Below are 17,583 nucleotides of genomic sequence, written 5' to 3'. Positions count from 1 at the left end.
CCCCGCCCCGCGGCCGGCGCGCGCGCGGGGTCGCGCGGGGCGCGCCGCCCGCGCCCGCCCCCCCCCCCCCCCCCCCCCCCCCCCCCCCCCCCCCCGCCGCTGACGCGGCGGGACCCTCCTCGAGGTCGGGTCGCACGGGGGCTGGGAGGGCGGTCAGGAGCCGCCGGTCAGCGGTTGCCGCGCCCGGGCTTTTCCTTGTCCTTGTCGTCTTTGTCCGGGGCCTGTGCTCTTCAAGGCAGGGCGGTCAGCGAAACGACGCTGCCCGCCTCCACATTCGAGTTGAAGCCGGGGACCTGGCCGATCACCAGGGAGCTGTCGGAGTCGGTCAGGGACTTGACCTCCACCCGGAGACCGAGCTGCTGCAGTTTCGAGCGGGCGTTGCCGACGCTCTGCCCCATCACATTGGGCACCTTCACCGCGTTGGACACGATCAGGGTGACGCTGTCGCCGGACTGCAGGGTCGTGCCGACCGCCGGTTCGGTGGCGATCGCCTTGTCGCCCTCGATGCTCTTGTCGTACTGCACGCGGGTCTCGCGGACGGTCAGGCCCGCGGTGGTCAGCGCCTCGGCGGCCTCCTCGGCGGTCTTGCCGCGCACATCGGGCACATTGACCGGCTGCGAGCCCTTGCTGCGGTAGACCTTCACCTGCGCGCCCATCGGCAGGACGGTGCCGGGCGCGGGGTCCACCTTGGCCAGCGAACCCTTCGGTGCGGTACTCGGCGCCTCGCCCGCGTCGATCGGCTGCAGGCCCGCGTCGCGGATGGCCTCGTTGGTGGCGCTGATCTGGTCGCCGGGCTTGATGTCGGGCACCCGCGGCTTGCCGTTGGAGATCAGCACCGCGATGGTCGAGCTCTTGGTGACCCGGGAACCGGCCGACGGATCGGTGCCGACCACACCGCCCACCGGAATGGTGTCGGAGGCCTTGTCGCGCAGCACCGTCTCGAATCCGGCTTCCTGCAGCACCGCGACGGCCCGCTCGGAATCCATGCCCGCGATGGGCGGCACCGAGGTGTAGCGGCCGACGCCGAGCCACCAGCCGCCGATCCCGACCAGCAGGGTCAGCGCGGTGACGATCGCGGCCCACACCATCCCGGTGCGGCGCGAGGCGGCCTCGTTGGCGACATACGGGTGGTGCGGCGCGGGGGAGTGCGCCGGGGCGTACTCGTCGGCCCGTGGACGGGGCGCGGTGACGACCTTGGTGTGCTGGGGCTGATGATCGAGCCCCGGCGACGGATGCGCCGCCACCGGGTGCGGGGTCACCGGGCGGTCGCCGGGATGGTGGGCGGCACCCGTCCGGTAGCTCTCGCTGAGATGCTCGGCCGAATCCCGCGGCGCCGGAACACGATACGGCGGCAGGTTGAGTTCCATCGCGATCATCTGCAGCCGCGCGGCCATCTCGTTGGCGTCGGCGTAGCGCTGCTCCGGGTCGCGGGCGGTGGCCTTGGCGACCAGCTCGTCGAGTTCGGGCGGCACGCCGTCGATGAACTGGCTCGGCGGCGGCACGTCGTTCTCCACCCGCTGGTACGCCACCGACAGCGAGTTGTCGCCGGTGAACGGCACCCGGCCGGTGAGCAGCTCGAAGATCAGGATGCCGAAGGAGTACACGTCCGAGCGCGCGTCGGCGGTGCCGGTGGTGACCTGCTCCGGCGAGAGGTACGCGGCGGTGCCGAGGATGACGCTCGCGGAGGTGGTATTGGCGGCGGCGACGGCGCGGACCAGGCCGAAGTCGGCGATCTTCACCTCGCCCCCGTCGGAGATCAGCACGTTCTCGGGCTTGACGTCGCGGTGCACCAGGCCGGCGTCGTGCGCGGTGCCGATGGCGCGCAGCACGGGCTCGGCGACGGCGCGCACGGCGTGCGGCGGCATCGGGCCGCGTTCGCGCAGCAGTTCGCGCAGCGTGCCGCCCTCGACCAATTCCATGATGAGGAACGGGTATTCGCCGTCGATGCCCTGGTCGTACACGGCGACCAGCGAGGGATGCTTCAGCTTGGCGACCGCGCGCGCCTCGAACTCGAAGCGGCTCAGGAACTGCGGGTCCCCGGCGAATTTCGGGTCCATCACCTTGATCGCGACCGGACGATCCAACCGGGTGTCCGTGCCACGGAACACCATCGACATTCCGCCGCGCGCGATCGGCGCATCGATGCGATAGCGCCCTTCCAGCATCTGGCCGATCAAGTGATGTCCTCCGGCAGTAACGACGAGCGAATGGCCACCGTGTGCGGCCCCCACGATCGTAGCGGGGCGGGCGGGCCGTGCCCGACGATGCGTGCCCGGCCACACGTACTACCCTGTGCGGGTGAGTGCCTTCCCCTGCAGCGACGACGTGCTGCCCGACACCGAAACCCTCCTCCCGCTGCCCGAGGTCGCCGAACTGCTCGGCCTCCCGGTCACCGCCGTGCACCAGTTGCTGCGTGACCACCAGATCCTCGCGGTCCGCCGGGGCGGTGTCGCCGGGATCCCGGCCCGCTTCTTCGACGACAACGACGAGGTCGTCCGGATGCTGCCCGGTCTCATCACGGTGATGCGCGACGGCAAGTACAGCGACGAGGACATCCTGCGCTGGATCTTCACCGAGGACGACTCCCTGCCCGGCCGCCCCGTCGACGCCCTGCACGGCCCCCTGGCCCGCGAGGTCGTCCGCCGCGCGGCCGCCGAACCCTTCTGAGGACTCGACCTGCCAGTTCGGGCCGTGCGGCGCTGAACGCGTTCTCGGCGTGGCCGCCGATATCGCGTGCCGTCGGCGTAGCGCCGGGGCGGCCGAGGGCGGCGGAGCGTTCGTGACCCGCGGCCGCGATCGGACGACGGCTAGCGGCTCTCCGCGACCTCGTGGCGGGCGCGCTGCCAGGCCGCGGAGCGGAGCAGGCGCAGGCCGTTGAGACCCACGATGACGGTGGAGCCCTCGTGCCCGAGCACGCCAAGGGGCAGCGGGAGATGGCCGACCAGGTCCCACACCACCAGCACCGCGATGAAGGTCGCGGCGATGGCGAGGTTGGCCAGCACCACCCGGCGGGCCCGGCGCGAGAGCGCGATGACGGTGGGGATGGCGGTCAGATCGTCGCGGACGACGATGGCGTCCGCGGTCTGCACCGTGAGATCCGAACCGGCCCCGCCCATCGCGATGCCCGCGTGCGCTGCGGCCAGGGCGGGCGCGTCGTTGATCCCGTCGCCCACCATCGTCACCCGCTCGCCCCCGCTCTCCAGCGCGCGCACCGCGGTGACCTTCTCGTGCGGTAGCAGCCCCGCCCGCACCTCGGTGATGCCGACCTCCTCGGCCAGCCTTTCCGCCGTGCGGTGATCGTCCCCGGTGAGCAGAACCGGTGCGCCGCCCTGCATCCGGGTGAGCGCGGCTACCGCGGCGCTCGCATCCGGGCGGACCTGATCGGCGAACCCGAGTACCCCGATCGGCTCCTCGTCGCAGACCACCACCACGGCGGTCCGGCCGCGCGACCGGATCGCCGCGACGATGTCGGCCATGGGCTCGGGTGCCTTCGACAGCCCAGGATCCGCCGGAGGGGACGTGCCGGGGAAGCCGACGCGCACCAGGTGGTGGTCGACGCGGCCGGAGACACCGCGGCCCGGTCGGGCGGCGAACTCGGTGACCGCGGGTAGCGGGATGCCGCGTTGCCGGGCGAGGCGGACGGTGGCGGCGGCCAAGGGGTGCTCGCTGGGGAACTCGACGGCCGCGGCCAGGCGCAGAATCCGGTGCTCGGCGGCCGGGGCGGGAGTCGAGGCGCCGGGGAGCGGATGGATCTCCACGAGCTCGGGGGTGCCCCGGGTGAGCGTGCCCGTCTTGTCGAAGGCGACGCGGGTGGTGGCGCCGAGCTGTTCCATCACCACCGCCGATTTCACGAGCACACCGTGGCGGCCGGCGTTGGCGATCGCGGCCAGCAGCGGCGGCATGGTCGCCAGCACCACCGCGCAGGGGGAGGCGACGATCATGAACGTCATCGCGCGCAGCAGCGAATCCCGCAGTGTCGCACCGAGAACCAGGGGCACGGCGAACACCGCGAGGGTGACGATCACCATGCCGATCGAATAGCGCTGCTCGATCTTCTCGATGAACAGCTGAGTCTTGGCCTTGGTGCGGCCCGCCTCCTCGACCAGCGCCGCGATCCGCGCGACGACCGAGTCCGCCGCCCTGCGCTCGACCCGGACCCGCAGGGCGCCGGTGCCGTTGAGCGTTCCGGCGAACACCTCGTCGCCGGGGGCCTTGTCGACCGGCAGCGGCTCGCCGGTGACGGTGGCCTGGTCGACCTCGCTCGCCCCGTCGACGACGCGCCCGTCTGCGGCGATCCGGTCGCCGGGGCGGACCAGGATCAGGTCGCCCACGGCGAGGTCGGCGGCGGCGATCGTCTGTTCGTCCCCGTCGTCGAGCCTGGTCGCGGTGTCGGGCGCCAGGGTGAGCAGGCCGCGCACCGAGTCCTCGGTGCGGCGGGTCGCCAGTGCCTCCAGCGCGCCCGAGGTGGCGAAGATGACGATCAGCAGCGCGCCGTCCACGATCTGCCCGATCGCGGCCGCGCCGATCGCCGCGACCACCATCAGCAGGTCCACGTCGAGGGTCTTGTCCCGCAGCGCCTTCAAGCCCTCGAGGCCAGGCTCCCAGCCGCCGGTGACGTAGCAGGCCAGCAGCAGCGCCCACCAGAGCCAGCTCGGCCCGCCGGTGAACTTCGCGACGAGGCCGACCGCGAACAGCGCGGTCGCGGCGGCAGCCCAGCGCATCTCGGGGATGGCGAACAGCCGGGTGCGCGGCACCGGCGCGGCGGCCGGACGGACGGCGGTGGACGAGACCACGAAGCACCTCCGGATCAGGGGGAAAAGGCACCCGAGAATAACAGATCATATGAAGAGATATTCATGTGATAGCCTCCGCTAGACTCCACGCCATGGGACACGGTGTCGAGGGCCGCGACCAGCCGATGAAGCGGCTGGACGCCAGTGCCGCCGCGCACGTGGCCACCACTCTGCAGGCGCTGGCGACGCCGAGCCGCCTGCTGATCCTGTCCGAACTCCGGCAGGGCCCGCGTCCGGTCACCGAGCTCGCCGAGGCGGTCGGGATGGAACAGTCGGCGGTCTCGCATCAGCTGCGGCTGCTGCGCAATCTGGGCCTGGTCACCGGCACCCGCGCCGGGCGCAGCATCGTCTACAGCCTCTACGACAAGCACGTCGCCCAGCTCCTGGACGAGGCCGTCTACCACAGCGAACACCTGCGCCTCGGCCTCACCGAACGCCCCGACATCGCGGGCTGACCGTCGACCGGCCGGGCGAGCTACCCGAGCCACGCCCCTACTCAGCCGCGGGTCGCGAACCCCTTGGCGGCCACGAGGATTCGGCGGTGGTTCGGTACCGTCGCGCGCCGCGTGAACACTTGGTAGTCCGCCGCCTCGATCCGGTCCAGGATCTCGGCATACAGCACGGCGGCCGTGCGGATTCCGGGGCGCACGCGCGGTTGCAGCAGGTCGATGCCGGGTGTGGCGCGGCGGTAGATGTCGCGGTTGACGGCGATCAGGTGGGCCAGCGCCCGTCGCAGCGGCGGATCGACGCGCCCGCTCGCCCGGCAGCCGCGCAGATGTTCTTCGTCGACGCCGAACGCGGCCAGTTCCGTCGTGGGTAGATAGATGCGCCCTCGGTCGAGGTCCTCGGCGACATCGCGCAGGAAATTCGTGATCTGGAACGCCTCGCCCAGCGCGGCGGCGGCGGGCTCGGCCTCGGCGACCGGGACCACCGTGCCGAGCACCGGCAGCAATTGCAGCCCGATGGCGGCCGCCGAGCCACGCATGTACTCACGCAGCTCGGCCATGGTGGCGTACCGGGTGCGGTGGGTCGCGGTGCCGGGGACGTCCATGCGCATGGCGTCGAGGAAGGTCCAGAAATGCGCGTGCGCGATGTCGTGGCGGCGGATGGTGTCGGCCGCGGCGGTGAGGATCTGGTGGCGGCGCGGATCGGCGATGTCGACGGTGCCGTGCTCGAGGGCGAGGCGCAGCTGGACCTCGATCAGGTCGAGGTGCTGGGCCGGGCTGATCGCCGGCTCGCCCGGCGCGGCGACGGGCACGCCGTCCCGCGGATCGAGGACGTGGGCGGGGTCGTCGGCATGGTCGACGATGTCGTCGACCATGCGCGCGAACGCGTACAGCGCGTGCACCGCCCGCCGTCGCGGCGGCGTGAGCAGGGCCGTGGCCAGGTGATAAGTGCGGCCGTGCTCGGCCGCGATCCGCTCGCAGGTCGCGTAGGCCGCGTCCAGGCCGGTTGGTGCCAGGTCGCCGGTCGATTCGCTCGGGTGCTCGCGGGTCACGGCGCGGACGAGGCTGCTGCCACCATGGTCGGCGACTCGGCTCGTCCCCGGCCCGTCGGGAGGGTTCGGTGCCGCCGCGCGGCGAATCCCGCTCATGCCCGGATGGTCGGTGCCGGTTCCTTGGCGGCGGCTCGCGCACTGGCCGACCGCAGATGGAGCGGGTCGACGACGCGCAGCGACACCGCGGCGACCACGGCGGCGAAGGTCGCCAGCGCGACGTGCCAGAAGTTGTACAGGCCGATCGACCCGTCGGGCTGGAACACCAGCATCAGCCAGGTGCAGATGCCGACCAGCCACTGCAGGGTCACCGTCGACAGCGCGAACCCGGCGGCCAGCGCCAGCGGCCAGGAGTAGTACCAGGGCAGGGCCGCGGGGGAGAGCAGCACGATGGCGACGAACGCGATCACGATGCCGAGCACGGCCTCGCGCTCGGAGTGCCGGAAGCGCCACCAGATCGCCACCAGCAGCGCCACCAGCGCGAACTTGCACAGCTCGCGGGTCACGCTGAGCACCGGGTCCAGGCGCAGCGGGGTCACCCAGGTGACCATGTGCGCGAGGATCGTGGGCAGCGACAGCCAGTTGATGATCTTGTTCGAGCCCTGGAGCGCGGTCACCCAGCCGAACCCGACCCCGGCGATGGCCGACGCGGCCAGGAACACCAGCGCGAACACGCTCACGCCGAGTCCGGCGATCTTGGCGAAGGTGAACAGCGGATGCGGCATGTCGGCGGTGGCCCTGGCGGCATCGGGATGCCGCTGGTCCTCCGACACCCCGGATTCGGGATGCTCGGCGGCGCGCTGGGCCGCGCGGCGTTCCTTCTCGTGCAGGATCCAGATCCACACCAGGAACGGCAGCGCCACCCCGGCGGTCGCCTTGATCGCGACACCGATGGCGACCACCACGATGCCCGCCACGTGGTGACGCTCCAGCACCAGCGCGATACCCGCGCACATCAGGCCGACCATCAGCAGTTCGTTGTGCACGCCGCCGACGAGGTGGATGAGCACCAGCGGATTGAGCACGGCCAGCCACAGCGCCACGGTGGGCTTGCCGCCGAGGTGTTTGGTCAGGTACGGCACCGCCCACATCATCAGGGCCAGGCCCGGCAGCATCAGGAAGCGCATGGCGATGGTGCCCGCGATGATGCTGTCGCCGGTGAGCATGGTGATGGCGCGGCCGATGAGCAGGAACAGCGGGCCGTACGGCGCGGTGGTCGTCGTCCAGACCGGACTCACGTTCTCGAGCAGCACGCCGGGATTGGCGACGGGACCCACCTGATAGGGGTCGAAACCGTCGCGCAGCAGCGCGCCCTGGGCGAGATAGGAGTAGGCGTCGCGGCTGAACATCGGCGCCGCGAACAGCAGCGGGGTGATCCAGATGCCGACGATCGCGCGCAGTTCGTTGAGGGTGACGGTGGCGCCGCCCTTGCCGATGGTGGTGCGGCCGAGGCGAACCCACGCGGTGATCATCATCAGCACGCCGGCCCAGATGAGGATCGTCGAGAGCGCGTAGCCGTGTCCGAAGCGCAGCCACGACAGGTGCAGTGCCTCGAGTAGCGGGTCGCGCTTGCGGACCGCGCCCGCGCCGAAGCCGCCGAAGGTGATCATCGCGGCGCCGAAGAAGCCCATCACGGCCGCGTGGCCTTCGGGGCTGCGGGCGAAATCGCCCGCGGTGCGGAGCCACGACCGGACGCCGGGATCGGTCCCGGTGGGCAGGTGGCGCTGCGGCTCGAGGGTGCGCGTGGTGTCCATGGGGCCTACGGTCGTCTCGGGGGGCGGCATCTTCGGTCGGTCCCCCCGGATGGTCGGCGGTCGCAACCGCGAGCTGATGATGTCGGCCGTCAGTTTACGGCTTCACTGTCGAACACTAACCCGGTGGTCGGTGCCGGTGCGCGCCCGGCTGCCCCGGATTCGCGCCGCGGCCAGCTTGCCCGACAGCAGCGTGGTGGGCACGCCCACCCCCGGAGTGGTGCCGCAACCTGCGAGAACGACGTTGTCCACACCCCTTGGCAGATTGCGGGGCCGGAACGGACCGGTCTGGCGGAACAGGTGCGCGATCGAGAACGGGGTGCCGGCGATCATGCCCTGCGCGGCCCACGTCGCCGGAGTGTCGATGTGATCGACCCGGAAGTGCTCGGCGATCCCGGTGTAGCCGCGCCGCTCCAGTTCGGTGAGCAGTTCGCGCAGATACGCTGGGCCGAGGCGGGCCCAGTCCAGTGGCGCCGCGTCGAGGTTCGGGCACGGCGCCAGCACCGAGAACGGTTCGTGCCGGCCGTCGGCGCGGTCGACGTACTGGCCCGGGTCGGTGAGGGCGGGGCGGGTGAGCAGCAGGGACGGATCGCTCATCAGCCGTCCGCGCCCGCGCCGGGCGGCGATCTCGGTGAACGTCGATGCCCAGGCGGCGCCGAAGTCGATCGTGTGGTGCGCCTGCACCGGCCACCGCGCCGCGATCGCGGCGGGCACGGTGCCGTGCGCGACCACGGCCGACGGCGAGGCCCGCAGCCCACGGCGATACCGCAGCCCGAAGCGGGGCAGTGAGCCCAGGTCGGCGGTGAGGACGACGGCGTCGCAGGCGTAGCGCACGCCGTCGACGGTGCGGACCGCCTCGGCGCGCCGGTTCCGGGCGCCCCGCGGGCCGAGGGTACTCGCGCCGGGCCGTGGCGCGGTGGCCGATCGGTGGCCGGCGGCGGATCCGCGCCTCGCGTAGTCGATCCCGGCGACCTCGGCGCCCAGGACCAGCTGCCCACCCGCCGACGTGAAGGCCTCGGCGAGTGCGGCGGTGATCGCCCGCATGCCGCCTTCGGGGAAGTAGACGCCCTGGCAGGTGTCCATGTTCGGGATCGCGCCGTAGAGCGCCAGCGCCTGATCCGGCGCCATTCCCGCGTACAGCGCCTGGAAAGTGAACAGCCGGACCAGGCGTTCGTCGCGCAGGAAGGTACGCACGCGCGGACCGAGCCTGCCGAAACCGCCGAGCCGGGCCAGCGTCGCCAGGGCCGACCTGGCGCTACGGGTGCGCACCATGTCCAGCGGCGAATCGAAATCGGCGTCCATGAACTCGTCGAACTCGGCGGCGTAGATCCGGTCGAGCCAGTCGCGCAGGCGCCGGTAGCCGCGCGCCTCGGCCGGTCCGCAGGTGCGCGCGACCTCGGTGGCCATCTGCTCGGCGTCGTCGAAGACGCGGATGTCGGTGCCGTCGGCGTAGCGCGCGTGATAGGCGGGGGCGAGCCGGTGGATCCGCAGCCCGAGATCCTCGCGGGTGCGGCCCACCGCGGCGAGCGCGTCATCGATCAGCTCGGGCAACGTGAGAACCGTGGCGCCACTGTCGATCTCGTAGTCGTCGAACCGGTAGCGCCCGACCCGGCCGCCCGGATGATCGGCGCGTTCGAGCACCGTCACCGCGAGGCCTGCGCCGCGCAGGTGCAGCGCCGCGGCGAGCCCGGCCAGCCCCGCGCCCACGACGACGACGTGATCCACCTGTCCCACCACGCTGTCCATCTCGATCACGCGGCGCGACGGGTGGCGGCCAGCGCCATCGCGTGCAGCAGTTCCTTCGCGGCGGGGGTGGCGCTGCTGGCCGCCACGGCCGCCAGGCCCGCGTCGGTGAGTTCGGTGATCCGGCGTTCCACGTCGTCGACCGCGCCGAGTTCGGTGAGCAGGGCGCGCAGCCGGTCCACGGCGGTGTCGTCGAGGTCGGTGCCGAGACCGGCGCGGATCAGCGCCGCGGCGGCCGGGTCGGCCCGGCGCAGCGCCTCGGCGACGAGCACGGTGCGCTTGCCCTCACGCAGGTCGTCGCCCGAGGGCTTGCCGGTGACGGCGGGGTCGCCGAACACGCCGAGCAGGTCGTCGCGCAGCTGGAAGGCGATTCCCACGTCGGTGCCGTAGGTGCGCAGGGCGGCGACCAGCGCCTCGTCCGCACCCGCCAGCGCGGCGCCCAGGTGCAGCGGCCGTTCGATCGTGTACGCGGCGGTCTTGTAGCGGTTGATCCGGAGCGCGGCCTCGACCGATTCGTCGCCACCGGCCTCGCCGTTGACGTCGAGGAGCTGTCCGCCGAGCACCTCGGTGCGCATCCGGGCCCACACCGGGGCGAAGCGTGCCAGCGCGGCGGGGGCGAGCCCGGCCTCGTGGACCAGGTCGTCGGCCCAGGCCAGGGCCAGATCGCCGATCAGGATCGCGACGGCGGCCCCGTACTCGGCACCGTCGCCGGGCCAGCCCGCCGCGCGATGACGGTCCTCGAAGTCGACGTGGATCGTCGGGAATCCGCGCCGGGTCCGGGAGGAATCGATGATGTCGTCGTGCACCAGCGCGCACGCCTGCACCAGCTCCAGCGCCGAGCAGGCGGTGAGCACCGCGGCCGCGTCGGGGCCGCTCGGGTCGCCGCCGGCGCCGAGCCAGCCGGTCCACGCGAAGCCGGGCCTGGTCCGCTTGCCCCCGCGCAGGACGAACTGTTCCAGCGCGTCCGCGGCGTCGACGAAGACCGGCCCGAGCGGATCGACGATCTCGCGCCGGGTGGCGAAGAAATCGGTGAGCACGCGCTCCACCGCGGCGACGAACGCGGGCGTGCCCGGGGTCAGGGCGCCGAGGTCGACCGGGGCCGGGGTGTCGTGGACGGACCGGGCGAGCGGGGTACCGATTCCGGCGGACAGGGTGGCCTCCAGGTGCGGAAGTGGGCGAGTGGATGGACCTGGTCGCGCGCGGTGCCGCTGGCACCGGCGTTCAGTCGCAGGATACGCGGGCCCGGGGCGGGGCAGACCGGCGCACATCGCCGGTGCGACCGAGGCCACACCAGGCGTGTCGGCGGGCTCACCCACCACGACTTTCGTGTCCATCCCGGTTGACGGGCCGTGCTGGCCGGGGGCGCGATCAGGGCGTTCACGCCCCGGTCCGTGCCGCCGTCGCGGTGCGCACCACTACACTGAACCGGTGACTTTCGACAATGGACGGGGACGTTCGACCCCAGATCGACCCGCCCAGAAGCAGCCGATCGTCTCGAACACCCCCTCGGTGGTGCAGAGCCTGCGTACCCACGCGGGCGGCGGTGTGCCGTTCTCGGTGGAGTTCAATCCGCCGCGCGACGCGGCGGGCGAGGCCAGGCTGTGGCGCGCGGTCCGCGAGTTCGAGTGCATGCACCCGGCCTTCGTGTCGATGACCTACGGCGCGGGCGGGTCCACCAAGGACCGCACGGTGCGCATCACCGGCGAGCTGGCCACCGAGACCACGCTGCTGCCGGTCGCCCACCTCACCGCCGTCGGGCACAGCCTCGACGAACTGCGCGCGCTGGTCGGCTCCTACGCCGATTCGGGCATCCGCAACCTGCTCGTCCTGCGCGGTGACCCGCCGGGCGACCCGCTCGGCGAATGGCGCAAGCATCCCGAGGGCGTCGAGTACGCCGAGGAACTGGTGCGCATCGTCCGCGATCTGGGCGATTTCCACGTCGGTGTCGCCTCGTTCCCGCAGGGCCACCACCGCTCGCCGGATCTCGATCACGACACCCGCTTCCTCGCCGCGAAACTGCGTGCGGGCGCGGAGTATTCGATCACCCAGATGTTCTTCGACGTCGACCACTACCTGCGGCTGCGTGATCGCGTCGTGGCGATGGACCCGGTCGAGGGCGACAAGCCGATCATCCCCGAGCTGATGCCCATCACCTCGCTGCGCACCGTCGCGCGCGCCGAGGAACTGTGTGGCCGCCCGCTGGCGCCCGCCGTCCTCGAGCGCCTGACCCGAGCCGCGGGCACCGGCCCCGAGGAGGACAAGGCCGCCGTGCGCGCCGAGGGCATCCAGATCGCCACCGAGATGGCCCAGCGCCTGATCGACGAGGGCGCACCCTGCCTGCACTTCATCACCCTCAACTTCGCCAAGGCCACCAGCGAGGTTCTCACCAACCTGGGCTACGGCGTCACGGCGGCGCCGCTCAGCGCCTGAGGCGCTACACGCCGGTCGAGCCGTCGATGCGTTCGCGGAGCAGGTCGGCGTGGCCGTTGTGCCGGGCGTATTCCTCGATCATGTGCACGTAGATCCAGCGCAGGCTGACCTCCTGGCCGGCGAATTGGCCGGTGTCGGCGAGGTCGCGGCCCGCGCAGAGTTCGCGGGCGCGCGCGATCTGCGCTTCCCAGGTGCCGAGGGCGTCGGCGAGCGTGGCGCCGGGCGCGACGGTGAACCCGCCGTCCGGCCCGTCCGGATCGGCGCCCGGGTCGTAGATCGGCGGCACCCGCTCGCCGGCGAAGACCCGCTGGAACCAGTTCCGCTCCACCTCCGCGAGGTGCTGCACCAGCCCGGTCAGCGTGAACCCTGACGGCGGCACCGCCGCGGTCGCTCCCTGCACATCGTCCAACCCGGCACATTTCCTGGCCAGCGTCACCCGATGGAAGTCCAACCACCCCTCGAGTGTCGCCCGCTCGTCAGCATTGAACGGCGGCACCGGCCGCTCTCCAGAACTCATCCCCCGAGTATGGCCACCCCCTCCGACAAGTCGTGGCTCAGGCGGCGCGGGCGGCGCGCAGGCCCCAGGCGTCGGCCAGGAGGCGGTGGGACTCGAGGCGGTCGGCGTGGTCGTGGGTGATGGTGGTGACGAGCAGTTCGGCGGCGCCGGTGACCCGGACCAGAGCCTCGAGCCGTTCGGTGACGGTCTCGGGGGAACCGACGATCTGGGCGGCGAGGCGGTCCTCGACCAGGCGGAGCTGGTCGGCGGTGAGGGGCGCGGCCGTCGCGGGGTCGAGGTATTCGCTCGCGCCGGAGCCGCTGCGGATGCTGTGTACCCAGTGCCCGTAGGTGCTCGCGTGATGGCGGGCGGTGGCGTCGTCGGCGGCCACCACCACATCGGCGGACACGATCACGTGCGGTTCGGCGAGCACCGCCGAGGGCCGGAATGCCGCCCGATACGCCTCGACCGCGTCCAGCGCGGTGCCGGGCGCGACGTGATACGCCGCGGCGAACGGCAGCCCCAGCCGCCCTGCCACCTCGGCACTCTCCCCGGCGGTACTGCCGAACAACCACAGCTCCACGCGCGCCCCTTCACCGGGAACAGCGCGCAGCGCGATGTCGTCGACGGTGAACGTGCCGTCGAGCAGGGCGCGCACCTCGTCGACCTGGTCGGCGAAGGCGGGCGCCTCGGCGCCCGGCTGCTGCAGGGCCGCGAGCGAGGCGACGAACCTGGATCGGTCGGTGATCCCGCGCGGATCGAACGGCGGCGGCACCACCACCCCGTCCCGGATCCGGGTGCGGCCGGTGACCGCGTCCAGCACCGGCCGACCGCCCTTGGCCGCCGACTTCTCGGCGCCGAACTGGCCGCGACGGTGTCCCGACCGGCCGAGGCCGAGGTCAAGCCGCCCCGGGTGCAACGCGTCGACGGTGCCGAACGCCTCCACGATCGACGCGGAGGTGTGATGGCCCACCTGCACCGCCCCGGTCCCCACCCGGATCCGCGAGGTCGCGGCGGCGACGAGCCCGAGCAGCGTGAGCGACGCGGAACTGGCCACCGACACGAAGTGGTGTTCGGCGAGCCAATACCGGTGGTAGCCCCACTGTTCGGCGTGCTGGGCCAGATCGACGGTGTTGCGCAGCGCCTGCGCGGCGGAGGACCCCGCGCTGATCGGGGAGAGGTCGAGAATCGACAGCGGTACGGTCATAGCTTCGGATCCTGTTCTCCCGCTTCGACCGCCACGCGCAGCCGGTTCTCCGCCGGCGCCACGGGGCAGGTCGCGAAATCGGTGAACGCGCACGGCAGGTTGACCGCCCGGTTGAAGTCCAGCGTCACCGTGCCGTCGGCCTCGACCGCGCCGATCGCGAGCGAGCGCGCCGCCGGATAGGTGGTGACGCCGCTGGTGGCGTCGGTGAACAGCACCTTCAGGTCGGCCGGGGTGCCGAAGGCGAGCAGGGTGGCCGCGACGTCGCCGATCCGGAACTCGACGAGTCCCGCCGCGCTGTGGTGGTGTTCGAGCCCGTCGACGACCGCGCCGGTGGTGACGGTGCGGGCGGTGCCGAAGGGGGTGAACCGGCCGGTGACGACCCAGCGCGGATCGACCGGATAGGTGGGCACGCCGGTGAACCCGGTGAGGGTGGCCGCCGCCGGATCGTGCACGCGGACCGCGAACTGCCCGGACCGCCGGATCACCTCGAGCACCCGGTCCTCGTGCAGCACACTCAGACCGGGCGCACCCTCGGCGGGCGTCAAGATCTGGACACCGGCGATGCGCTCGCCGTCGACGTCGAGCCGGTCGCCGGGCTTGGCGGTGATGAACACCTTCTCGTCGGTGACCCACCAGGTGCCGGGTAGGCCGTCGAGCTGCTCCGGGCGGTCGGTGAGCCAGTGCAGCGCGGTGAGGCTGAGCCAGCCGAGCGGGTCGCGTAACCCGTCCTCGCGGGCGTCGTGCCAGCGGCGCCACTCGTCGGAGAAAGTGCTTGTGGTGCTGGAGGTGTCGACGGTGATCGTCATGACGCGCGTGCTCCTTCGGCGGCGGTGCGGTGGTGGGGGTGGCGCAGACCGAGGTGGTCGCGCAGGGTGGTGCCGGTGTAGGCGGTACGGAAGCTGCCGCGTTCCTGCAGTTCCGGCACCACCAGGTCGACGAATTCGTCCAGCCCCGCGGGCGTGAGGTGGGGGACGAGGATGAAGCCGTCGGCGGCGTCGGACTGCACGTAGTGGTCGATCTGCGCGGCGACCTGGCCGGGCGTGCCGATGAACTGCTGACGGGCGGTGACCTCGATGACGAGTTCCCGGATGCTGAGTCCCTCGGCCTCGGCCCGCTCGCGCCAGGACTTCACCACGGCGAGTGGGTCTTTCGTGTGCCGCACCCGGCCGCGGGTGATCTCGCTGGTGGCGTCGGGCTCGACGTCGGGCAGCGGACCGTCCGGGTCGTAACCGGACAGCTCGCGGCCCCAGACCTGTTCGAGGAAGGCGATCGCGGTCTGCGGGCTCACCTGCTGATACCGGATGTGGCGGGCGCGCTCGTGTGCCTCGGCCTCGGTGTCGCCGAGAACGAAGGTGGCGGCGGGGAAGACCAGCAGCTCGTCGTGGCCGCGCCCGTACTTCGCGAGCCTGCCCTTGACGTCGGCGTAGAACCGCTGTCCCGCCTCGAGTGTGCCGTGCACGGTGAAGATCGCGTCGGCGGTGCGCGCGCCGAACTCGCGGCCCTCGTCGGAATCGCCCGCCTGCAACAGCACCGGATGGCCCTGCGGGCTCGGCGGTGTCACGAACGGCGCCTCGATGTCGAACTGGGTGCTGTGGAACGAGGTTGCGGGAATCTCGCGCGCGAAGACACCGCGTTCGCGGTCGACCACGAGCGCGTCGGCGGGCCAGCTGTCCCACAGTGCCCGGCTCGCCTCGACCACCTCGGCGGCCCGCCGGTACCGCTGCGCGTGCTCCAGATAGCCGCCGCGGCGGAAGTTCTCGCCGGTGAAGGCGTCGGAGGAGGTGACCACGTTCCAGGCCGCCCGGCCGCCGGAGAGGTGATCCAGCGCCGCGAACTGCTTGGCCAGCTCGAACGGTTCGTTGTAGGTGCTGTTGATGGTGCCCGCGAGCCCGAGGCGGTCGGTGACGGCGGCCAGCGCGTCGAGCACGGTGAAGGTGTCCGGCCTGCCCACCACGTCGAGATCGTGGATGCGCCCGCGGTGTTCCCGCAGCCGCAGGCCCTCGGCGAGGAAGAAGAAGTCGAACAGCCCGCGCTCGGCGGTGCGGGCCAGGTGCTCGAACGAGGCGAACTCGACCTGCGACTTCGAGGCGGGGTCGGCCCAGACGGTGGTGTTGTTGACGCCGGGGAAGTGCGCGGCGAGATGGACTTGCTTGCGTGGCTTCGCGGTCACAGCGCTGCTCCTCGGGCGTAGCGGCTGGTGGGGCGGGGGAGGGCGAGATGGTCGCGGAAGGTGCCGGGCGGCGCGGTCGGGGCCGGGCGCGCCCGGAGCGCCGTCAGCGTGGCGTAGACGGCCAGCGGGCGCAGGACGACACCGTCGGCGCTGCCGGAACCGCCGATCTCGGCGAGCAGGTCGTCGAGTTCGGCGACCGTACCCACGTGCTGGATTCCGGTCGTGGGCACGGTGCCGGCCCACCGGTCGAGTTCGTCGACCTCGGCCCGGGCCTGGTCGGCCGAATCCGCCAGGTGCACGGGCAGATCGAGCAGGACGCGCACCGTATCGGGATCGCGGCCGGCGTCGGCGATCGCCGCGCGCAGGGCGGTGCGGCGCGCGGCCGCCCCCGCCGGGTCCGGCGCGGTGACGCGGATCAGGTCGGCACGCCGGACGGCGACGGCGGTGGCGGCGGTGTCGTCGGCGCGCACCGTCACGATCGGCTGTCCCTGCGGTGACCTCGGGGTGATCGAGGGGCCTTTCACCGAGAAGTGCTCGTCGTGGAAGTCGATGTAGTGCAGGCGGTCCCGGTCGATGAACCGGCCGGTGGGGACGTCGCGGATCTCGGCGCCGTCCTCCCAGCTGTCCCACAATCGGGTCACCACCTCGACGGCCTCGTCGGCCTCCTGCCAGAGCGACTCGGCGGATTGGATGTCCTTGCGGCCGAAGGCCTTCGCCTCCTCGACGGTGCCGGACACCGCGACTTCCCAGCCGGCCCGGCCCAGGCTCGCGAAATCGAGGGCCGCGATCGCCTTGGACACGTGGAAGGGTTCGGTGTGCGTCACCGGCACCTGCGGCACCAGCCCGATCCGGCGGGTCAACGGCGCGACGCGAGCGGCGATCGCGACGGCGTCGAGGCGCCCGCGCGTCACCCCGGCGCCACCCGGTTGGAGACCGAAGGAATCGGCGAGGAACACGGCGTCGACGCCGAGCCGCTCGGCCCGCGTCACCGCCTCGGTCCAGTAGGCGGCGCCGAACAGGTCCTCGGCGCGCGAGTCGGCGCGGCGCCAGGACGCCGGATGCGCTCCGGTGCCCGCGAGGTCGAGGCCGAGGAACAGCGGTGGCTCGCTCATCGGGTGGGGTCCTTTCGGTCGGTCGGGACGATCCGGCTGCCGGGGGTGGGAATCGCGGCGAGCAGCTCCCGCGTGTAGTCGTGCCGTGGATCGGTGAACAGGGTTGCCGTCGGCCCGGTTTCGACGATGCGGCCGTGCCGCATCACCGCCACCCGGTCGCGGGTGGTGGGGGGGGCCCCCCCAGCGGGGGGGGGGGGGAAGTGCACCACCGGGCGGGGGGGGGTGGTATGCGGGGCTCGCTGCCCCGGCGTTTTGGCGTGCGGTGTTTGGTTTAACCGGTTGGCCGCCGCCCGGGTTTCGACTTGGGGGCGGTGCCGAATCACCGCCACCCGGTCGCTGATCTGGCGGACGACCGCCAGATCGTGGGAGATGAACAGGTACCCGAG

At 72.4% G+C, this 17,583-nt stretch carries 14 protein-coding genes and 1 pseudogene; 3 read left to right on the top strand and 12 right to left on the bottom strand.

Annotated elements, in window-relative coordinates:
• Positions 1 to 230: 230 nt before the first annotated feature.
• Positions 231 to 2,165: a Stk1 family PASTA domain-containing Ser/Thr kinase gene (gene pknB, locus QH270_RS14900; protein ID WP_280342249.1), complete on the bottom strand. Its 1,935-nt coding sequence runs from the start codon at positions 2,163 to 2,165 to the stop codon at positions 231 to 233.
• Positions 2,166 to 2,298: 133 nt separating this feature from the next.
• Between pknB and QH270_RS14895 the strand changes: the two genes are divergently transcribed.
• Complete coding sequence (locus tag QH270_RS14895; protein WP_280342241.1) at positions 2,299 to 2,667, top strand: Rv2175c family DNA-binding protein; 369 nt, start codon at positions 2,299 to 2,301, stop codon at positions 2,665 to 2,667.
• Between the two features lie 140 nt (positions 2,668 to 2,807).
• Here QH270_RS14895 and QH270_RS14890 read toward each other — a convergent pair whose 3' ends face one another.
• The gene (locus QH270_RS14890) at positions 2,808 to 4,793 is read right to left on the bottom strand and encodes a heavy metal translocating P-type ATPase (RefSeq protein ID WP_280342239.1); all 1,986 of its coding nucleotides are present in this window, start codon (positions 4,791 to 4,793) and stop codon (positions 2,808 to 2,810) included.
• Positions 4,794 to 4,885: 92 nt separating this feature from the next.
• Here QH270_RS14890 and QH270_RS14885 point away from each other — a divergent pair, with 92 nt between their 5' ends.
• Positions 4,886 to 5,248, top strand: coding sequence for an ArsR/SmtB family transcription factor (locus tag QH270_RS14885; protein WP_280342235.1), 363 nt, complete (start codon positions 4,886 to 4,888; stop codon positions 5,246 to 5,248).
• Between the two features lie 41 nt (positions 5,249 to 5,289).
• Here the strand turns inward: QH270_RS14885 and QH270_RS14880 are convergent, their stop codons facing one another.
• The 4 genes from QH270_RS14880 to QH270_RS14865 all read right to left on the bottom strand — a co-directional run bounded on the left by QH270_RS14880 (position 5,290) and on the right by QH270_RS14865 (position 10,945).
• A complete protein-coding gene (locus QH270_RS14880) occupies positions 5,290 to 6,387 on the bottom strand; it encodes a phytoene/squalene synthase family protein (RefSeq protein WP_280342231.1) in 1,098 nt (365 codons plus the stop codon).
• Positions 6,384 to 8,042 (bottom strand): alpha-(1->6)-mannopyranosyltransferase A, encoded by a 1,659-nt coding sequence (locus QH270_RS14875; RefSeq protein WP_280342229.1) that lies wholly within the window; start codon positions 8,040 to 8,042, stop codon positions 6,384 to 6,386. The genes QH270_RS14880 and QH270_RS14875 overlap by 4 nt, the downstream gene beginning before the upstream one ends.
• 102 nt (positions 8,043 to 8,144) lie before the next feature.
• On the bottom strand, positions 8,145 to 9,785 hold the full coding sequence (gene crtI, locus QH270_RS14870) for a phytoene desaturase family protein (RefSeq protein WP_280342226.1): 1,641 nt from the start codon (positions 9,783 to 9,785) through the stop codon (positions 8,145 to 8,147).
• A 5-nt stretch (positions 9,786 to 9,790) separates the two neighbouring features.
• Positions 9,791 to 10,945: a polyprenyl synthetase family protein gene (locus QH270_RS14865; protein ID WP_432420365.1), complete on the bottom strand. Its 1,155-nt coding sequence runs from the start codon at positions 10,943 to 10,945 to the stop codon at positions 9,791 to 9,793.
• Between the two features lie 265 nt (positions 10,946 to 11,210).
• Between QH270_RS14865 and QH270_RS14860 the strand changes: the two genes are divergently transcribed.
• Complete coding sequence (locus QH270_RS14860) at positions 11,211 to 12,212, top strand: methylenetetrahydrofolate reductase (protein ID WP_432420364.1); 1,002 nt, start codon at positions 11,211 to 11,213, stop codon at positions 12,210 to 12,212.
• Between the two features lie 4 nt (positions 12,213 to 12,216).
• Here the strand turns inward: QH270_RS14860 and QH270_RS14855 are convergent, their stop codons facing one another.
• The 6 genes and pseudogenes from QH270_RS14855 to QH270_RS14830 form a co-directional block, all read right to left on the bottom strand.
• Positions 12,217 to 12,729, bottom strand: a complete 513-nt coding sequence (locus tag QH270_RS14855) for a DinB family protein (RefSeq protein WP_280342224.1) — start codon at positions 12,727 to 12,729, stop codon at positions 12,217 to 12,219.
• 37 nt (positions 12,730 to 12,766) lie between these two features.
• On the bottom strand, positions 12,767 to 13,915 hold the full coding sequence (locus QH270_RS14850; RefSeq protein ID WP_280342219.1) for an LLM class flavin-dependent oxidoreductase: 1,149 nt from the start codon (positions 13,913 to 13,915) through the stop codon (positions 12,767 to 12,769).
• A complete protein-coding gene (locus QH270_RS14845) occupies positions 13,912 to 14,721 on the bottom strand; it encodes a DUF1684 domain-containing protein (RefSeq protein WP_280342217.1) in 810 nt (269 codons plus the stop codon). The genes QH270_RS14850 and QH270_RS14845 overlap by 4 nt, the downstream gene beginning before the upstream one ends.
• Positions 14,718 to 16,085 carry an NtaA/DmoA family FMN-dependent monooxygenase gene (locus QH270_RS14840; protein WP_280342214.1) on the bottom strand — a complete coding sequence of 456 codons (1,368 nt, stop codon included), beginning with the start codon at positions 16,083 to 16,085 and terminating at the stop codon, positions 14,718 to 14,720. The genes QH270_RS14845 and QH270_RS14840 overlap by 4 nt, the downstream gene beginning before the upstream one ends.
• Positions 16,082 to 17,197, bottom strand: a complete 1,116-nt coding sequence (locus QH270_RS14835) for an LLM class flavin-dependent oxidoreductase (RefSeq protein WP_280342213.1) — start codon at positions 17,195 to 17,197, stop codon at positions 16,082 to 16,084. The genes QH270_RS14840 and QH270_RS14835 overlap by 4 nt, the downstream gene beginning before the upstream one ends.
• Positions 17,194 to 17,583: pseudogene (locus QH270_RS14830) on the bottom strand (hypothetical protein); the annotation flags it as partial. The gene QH270_RS14835 and the pseudogene QH270_RS14830, both read right to left, overlap by 4 nt.

Origin of the sequence: Nocardia neocaledoniensis (assembly GCF_029868625.1) — a bacterium.
Taxonomy (GTDB): domain Bacteria; phylum Actinomycetota; class Actinomycetes; order Mycobacteriales; family Mycobacteriaceae; genus Nocardia; species Nocardia neocaledoniensis_A.
Note: the sequence above shows the minus strand (reverse complement) of the source record. Positions and strands in the feature narration are given on the sequence as shown.